Origin of the sequence: Pandoraea anapnoica (genome assembly GCF_902459765.1) — a bacterium.
Lineage (GTDB): Bacteria > Pseudomonadota > Gammaproteobacteria > Burkholderiales > Burkholderiaceae > Pandoraea > Pandoraea anapnoica.
On the sequence record NZ_CABPSP010000028.1, the window covers coordinates 1 to 6885 of the forward strand.

The window sequence follows — 6885 nt, forward strand, 5'->3', positions numbered from 1 at the left end:
ACCGGCTCGCTGGACTTCGGTTCAGTAATGAAGACGGGGTTGTCGGCGGCGGTTACGGCTGGGTTGTTGAACGGGATTACGTATTCGAGCGCAGATGGTTTGGGGTTCTCGACGACAGCCTCTTCGAATAGCCTGAGTAGTCTGGCTGGCGTAAAGCCAACATTTGTGGAAGGTACAGCGAGCCAAGCTGGCACGGCCTCCGCGGGTTTCTCAATAACTCAAGGCATGGCGATCTTCGGCCAGTCTGTGATTCAGGCCGGGGTGCAATCAACGATTCAGGGCGGAAGTTTCCTTGAGGCGCTGAAGGCAAGTGGAGTCAGCAATCTGAGCGCGGCATTGGCGTTCCAGATCGGTGATGCAAAGGGTGATCTCAGTCAAATCTTCGGGCAGAACGGCGGCGAAATTGTGTCCACAATTGCGCACGGCGCTTTGGGCTGCGCAAGTGCGGCTGCGCAAGTGCGGCTGCGTTGGGCAATGGTTGTGCGGGTGGTGCGATTGGCGGCGCGCTTGGTTCTGCACTGAATTCGATACTCGACCCGAGCCAGATACTCCCGCCTGAGCTACATGTTGGCCTTATGGGGCTGGCCGGTGCACTGGTTGCTGGCGCATTGGGGCAGGACGCGAATGCTGCGGCAACCGCGGCACAGAACGAGACGCAAAACAACTGGCTTAAACATAAGGCCGAAGCATTCAACAAGCCATCGGAGGCGGATCAACTCAAGGCGGCAGCGTCGGCTTGTAGTGCTAGCGGAAGTCTCAACTCTGAGAGTTGCGGAAAGCTCAATGAATTGAGAGCGGCTTCTCTAGCTCGCGATCAAGCATTGACGAGCGCCTGTGCCGACGCCAGCTCGGCAGCGTGCATGCTCGCGGTGGCAGATGCCAAAGCAAATGGCAACCTCGTGGTCCGTGCTTCGAATGGGCAAATGTTTGCCGTAGATCCCGCCGACTCTCAAATCCTGTCCAGAGACCCGAATCTCAAGGCAACGCTGTTTGACAAGCAGTTGGGTAGTCCGTTAGGGGCGATTCTCTCAGCCTTAGTTGTTGCGCTGGGGGGCTCGACAGAGACTGCCTTGGAGGGGGCGCAACTGGGGCAGGCCGTGGAGGGCGTCGGGGCGGGCATAACATCGTGGGGCACACCAAATTCTGGAGTGGCTAAGCCAGTCGTGACCACCGGGACGAAGAGCGCCACACCGAGCGTAAACTTCAATCCCTTGAATCCCGGGCCGTTATCACCAGACATAGCGAATACTTTTAGAAGCGGCACATACACTCAAATTGTTGCTGAACAGCCGACCACGCTCTATCGAGTTTATGGAGGTACCGCTAACCAACTTGGCGGGTTTTGGACTTCGACACCACCCGCCGGTCCCGTTCAGTCTGTCGTTGACAGTGCACTACTTCCTCAATGGGGTAATACAGCAACGAACGTGGTTAAGATAGAAATACCTGCGGGGACCGTGTACTTCACCGGCGTTGCGGCTCCTCAAGGCGGGCTCGTCGGCGGGGGAAATCAAGTGGTGTTCCCTGCCGGATTTAGAGTAGATCAATCGTGGATAAAGTGACCATGAATGCATGTAACTGGGAGGAGATTCATGGATTTGAATCTCCGAAGGAATCGGAGCGCTTTTTGACGTGGCTTTCCGCTCAGATTGACGCTGGCGTGACAGAAAGCGTTGCGGTAACCGTCCCAAGTGAGGACCTAATTTACGGGTTAGAGGAGCGATGGTATCGCTGTGTTCAATCGGGAGAGGTTTGGCGTCTGGTACTTCCTCAGAGCCCATTTCGCGGGTCATGGGAGCCGCTTAGATGAGCACCCCGACGTCTTGTTAATTTTTGGACGTTCGAGTTCGGCCCGGAGGGACGGGCATTGCTCAGATCGTTTGCAAGCTAACGAAGTGGCGAAGGTTTTCTGTGAGGTCGTATCCGAGGCCCGTCGAACGTAGCAAGGAAGTTTGCGAAAGCGGCGTGAGCACGAAGCTGCTCACAAGGAAAGCTACTGCGAGGCGTACGTCGATCGGCGATCGGGCAACTCGTCGATCATCGGCGCGGGGAACAATCTGACCATCAACGCCGGGTCACTGACGAACGTCGGCAGCCTGATTTGGGTGACCATGGATGCATGTGACTATTATGTAGAAGCGTCTGCAATCGCGCAGGCTCTCGACGCTTCCGGTCGTCCATCAGATGTGGACAAAATTAGATCTGCCATCGAGGATGGATCGACAGGTACAGAGATATTCTTGATGTTGAAATTCCAGCTGGAAACCATCATGACATCCAATTTCTTGCCTGAAGACACACGCGCGAGAGCGATAACATTACATCGCAGGCTCGCGGTAGCGCTGTCCTAGCAATGAAGCGAAAAATTACGGTCCAACAACGTTCGGTCTTGTCTCCCCGCAAGTACTGATCTCGAACTTGCCCGCGTCGTTGCAACCGAGCACGACGACGTTCTACTTCTCTCCGCAACAAGAAGCGATCCAACTCCAGCAAGCCGCCCTGATGCAAACGGGCAAGGCGAGCTTCATCAATGGATTGTCGACGGATAGCACGTCGCAGTTGAGCGTGAACGACCAGCAGAAGCTGGTGATGTACGGCAACGCAGTCGAGTACGCGAAGACGAACAACATCCAGTTGGGTCAGGCACTGACACCTGAGCAGATCGCAGGGTTGTCGCAACCGATGCTGTGGTACGTCGAGCAGACGGTGCCGGAGCCGGGATGCGCTGCAACGGGTAATGCGAAATGTCCGACGGTCACAGCGCTAATGCCGCAGGTGTACCTGCCGGAGAACTTCACGGCGTTGTCGGCAGGCGGGCAGATTCTCGCGAGTAATGACCTGTCGCTGAACTTCGGTAATACGGCGACAGGCGGCAGCATTCTGAACACGGGCTCGATCACCTCAGGCGGGACGCTGACGGTGAACACCGGCACGCTGACGAACAGCGCGAATGTGGTGGACGTCGGTGAAATCTGGAGCTACATCAAGGACGCGGGTTACCTGAAGACGACCGGCACGATGGTGCAGCCGGGCGGCTTCATGAGCGCAGCAGCGGGCGGGTTGACGCTCAACGTCGATCAGTTCAACCAGATCGGTGGCGCACTCCAACTCTTAGACCCGAACGGCCAAGTCGATCAAGCCGCGACGCAAGCGTTTATCGCGGGCGTAGCTGCACAACTGGGCGACAACTTCATCCAGCAGACGCTGCAAAACGACCTGCACACGGATTTCGTAAAGCAGGGCGGGAACTTTGGGATTCAGCAGGTTGGGATGATCATGGCCTCGGCCATGTTGGCCGGGGCATTGGCACCGCTGATGGCTGGATTGGTCGCGGCGCAACTTGGATCGGTCGCAGCGACATTCGTAGCGGGTGGGTTGGGCAACGTGATGGCGAGCGCAGCGCTCACCGCGATGGCGAGTTCCACCATCACGCAGGCGATGTTCACAGGCTCGCTGGACTTCGGTTCAGTGATGAAGACGGGGTTGTCGGCGGCGGTTACGGCTGGGTTGCTGAACGGGATCACGTATTCGAGCGCAGACGGTTTGGGGTTCTCGACGACAGCGTCCCCCAATAGCCTGGCCAGTCTCGCGGGCGTGAAGCCGACTTTCGTAGACGGTGCAGTAAGTCAGGCGGGTGCCACGACCGCAGGCCAGTGGTTCACGCAAGGCGTAGCGATCCTCGGTCAATCTGTGATTCAGGCCGGGGTGCAATCGACGATTCAGGGTGGGAGTTTCCTTGAGGCGTTAAAGGTTAGCGGTGTTAGTAATCTGAGTGCGGCGCTCGCTTACCAGATTGGCAACTTGGGACCGGAATCGTTGGGGACGCTCGGCTATGCGGGCGTCCATGCAGCGTTAGGGTGTGCTAGTTCGGCGGCGTTGGGTACCGGGTGCGCCGGTGGAGCTATCGGCGGTGCGCTTTCGGCGCTGAGCGCAAATGAAATCGCTAAAGCGGTCACTAACGGTCGAGGTATTACGGACCCGGCGCAACTTGCAATAATCTCTGCGGCCACGCAGTTGCTTAGCGGACTAGCCGCTGGCGCAGTCGGTGCCGATCCGAATGCAGCAGCACTCGCGGCACAAAATGAAGTCGTCAATAACAGCTGTGCTTTGGGACACGACTGCGGAACGCTAGGAGGTGCGTTTGGTGCGGCGATGGAATGGGCTGGACCGCGAGCATCGGGTGTTGCGCAGGCGATGGCGGGTGGCTTGACGGCGGTAGCCGGGACCGTTATGACCGTGGGGGGCGGGGTAACGTGCGCACCAAGTGCTGGTCTCGGTTGTGTTGCTGCGGCTGGCGGAGTGGCGTTGACTGGAGTGGGGCTCGATAATTTGAACGCGGGCCTACAGACGGCGATCACGGGGACATATACACCCACAGCTGGCGCGACGCTCGTGGGTGCCATTTTGCCGGTGGATGCGCAAACGGCCGAAGCCATTTATGGCAGTTCGGCGGCATGGTTAGGCATGCAAGCCGGTAGTCTGGCTCGACTTGGAGTCTCGTCCGGTTATGGAGGGACGACCGGTAGTTCAGGAAAGGCGAGCGACGTCCTACTTCTCCCCGCGCCGAGCAATTCTGAACCGTGGATGAAAGGAGCTCCCTTGTTTTCCTACCCATCCCCAAAGGGCGGCATGTATATTCAGATGGCAATGGCACCTGGACAGTCGAACCCCGGCGGGTGGGGAACATTGGACTCGATCAGCAGCGTGAATTTCGTTCGGAATAATCTTGCTGTCACGCCAGCATTTAAACCTCAGATCGGTAGCGTGCGGCTTTTCTATGTGCCCGAAGGTGTCCAAGTACAGGTGGGCACGGTGGGATCTCAAAATTTCAACGGCGTTTTCTATCCCGGTGGTGCAAATCAAGTGCAAATTCTCAACTATGCCGATCGCGCCAAGCTTGTGCCGGTAGGTGCCCCACGCGTGATTAAGTGAGATAGATATGTCAAAACTCCTCGACTTCAGATTGCATTACGCTGATCCGACCTACGACAGGGTTAATAATCCGCAGAGAAGGTCGATCGCGACGTTGCTTCCAATTTCCGTGTCGTGGCGCACGGCAAGCCGGGATGTGAAGATTGCGTTTTCGGGGAATGGAATTGCTTGTCCACTTAAGGATGAAGGCGGCGTTGCAATCATCGAAAATCCGTTCGACCGGTGTCGGAACAAGGCGTATGTTCTTAATGTAGACGGCACTATGCGCTGCGTCTTGGAGAAACCAATTGACGTTGGACCCGATGCAGTGTTCTCGGACGTCTACTACGTTAACGAAATACTCTGTTTTTTCCTGTCTGGGAGCTCGGGCGACCGACGCATTGAGTACGACGTTACGACCGGCACGGTAGTGAACTTGTTCCAGACGAGATAACGGAAAGAGCGCCGGTTAGGAGTCACGCACTCTGAGATTATTGCGTTCTTGGCTCTTCCGGCCACGGCGGGACTTAACGCGACGATCAACGTCAGCGGCCCGGTGGTCAACAGCGCACAGACGCTCAATGCCTACTGGCACTCGCACTGGGTGTAAGAGACGGGCATGTTCGAGTCGGACAAGCGTCATGACGTGTGGAGTTGTGGCAGTGCTGCGGAGTGTACGTCGCTGTATGGCGACGCTTACACGAGCGTAGGCGGTGTGATCAATCCGCCTACGCCGGTGGGCAACATCGCGGCGACGATTCAGGCACCGAACCTGACGGTGACGTCGGGCGGTCAGATCGTCAACGTGGGTAATGTGGTGGGGCAGTCGGTGTCGCTGACCGGTACGAGCTTGGTCAACGGCATCACGACGGCGAACACGTACACGCCGCAAGTGGGCAACGCACCGCAAGTGATTAGTCTGGCTCCGGCGAACGGCGGCCTGAATCTGACGATCCCGGCGAGCTTGGGCGGTGCGGGTTCGTCAATCCTGACGGGCGCCACCGGGCAGCAGAACGGCCCGAGCTACGTCGTCGGTGGATTGGGCGCGACGCTCGATCCCGTCTCCCCGCAAGTGCTGATCTCGAACTTGCCCGCGTCGTTGCAACCGAGCACGACGACGTTCTACTTCTCTCCGCAGCAAGAGGCCATCCAACTCCAGCAAGCCGCCCTGATGCAAACGGGCAAGGCGAGCTTCATCAATGGATTGTCGACGGATAGCACATCGCAGTTGAGCGTCAACGACCAGCAGAAGCTGGTGATGTACGGCAACGCAGTCGAGTACGCGAAGACGAACAACATCCAGTTGGGTCAGGCACTGACACCTGAGCAGATCGCAGGGTTGTCGCAACCGATGCTGTGGTACGTCGAGCAGACGGTGCCTGAGCCGGGATGCGCTGCAACGGGTAATGCGAAATGCCCGACCGTCACAGCCCTGATGCCGCAGGTTTACCTGCCGGAGAACTTCACGGCGTTGTCCGCAGGCGGGCAGATTCTCGCAAGCAATGACCTGTCGCTGAACTTCGGTAGCACGGCGACAGGCGGCAGCATCCTTAATACGGGCTCGATCACCTCAGGCGGGACGCTGACGGTGAACACCGGCACGCTGACGAACCGTGCAAACGTGGTGGACGTCGGTGAAATCTGGAGCTACATCAAGGACGCGGGCTACCTGAAGACCACCGGCACGATGGTGCAGCCGGGCGGCTTCATGAGCGCGGCAGCGGGCGGGTTGACGCTCAACGTCGACCAGTTCAATCAGATCGGTGGCGCACTCCAGCTGCTAGGTCAGAACGGTGAGGTTGACCAAGCCGCGACGCAAGCGTTTATCGCGGGCGTAGCTGCGCAACTGGGCGACAACTTCGTCCAGCAGACGCTGCAAAACGACCTGCACACGGATTTCGTAAAGCAGGGGGGGGACTTTGGCATCCAGCAGATTGGGATGCTGGTCATCATGGCCATGACGGTTATCGCAAC

General features: G+C 58.0%; 4 protein-coding genes and 1 pseudogene. All 5 read left to right on the top strand.

Features of this window, described 5'->3' with window-relative positions; translation table 11 throughout:
- On the top strand, window positions 1-522 hold a 522-nt coding region (locus PAN31117_RS26705), incomplete at its 5' end, for a DUF637 domain-containing protein (protein ID WP_174991158.1).
- 53 nt (window positions 523-575) lie between these two features.
- Window positions 576-1562: a DUF6862 domain-containing protein gene (locus tag PAN31117_RS26710; protein ID WP_150740857.1), complete on the top strand. Its 987-nt coding sequence runs from the start codon at window positions 576-578 to the stop codon at window positions 1560-1562.
- An 856-nt stretch (window positions 1563-2418) separates the two neighbouring features.
- Entirely contained in the window at window positions 2419-4932 is a 2514-nt protein-coding gene (locus tag PAN31117_RS26720) for a DUF637 domain-containing protein (protein ID WP_150740858.1), read from the top strand.
- A 7-nt stretch (window positions 4933-4939) separates the two neighbouring features.
- Window positions 4940-5365 carry a hypothetical protein gene (locus tag PAN31117_RS26725; protein ID WP_150740859.1) on the top strand — a complete coding sequence of 142 codons (426 nt, stop codon included), beginning with the start codon at window positions 4940-4942 and terminating at the stop codon, window positions 5363-5365.
- Window positions 5366-5530: 165 nt separating this feature from the next.
- A pseudogene (locus PAN31117_RS26730) lies at window positions 5531-6885 on the top strand (hypothetical protein); the annotation flags it as partial.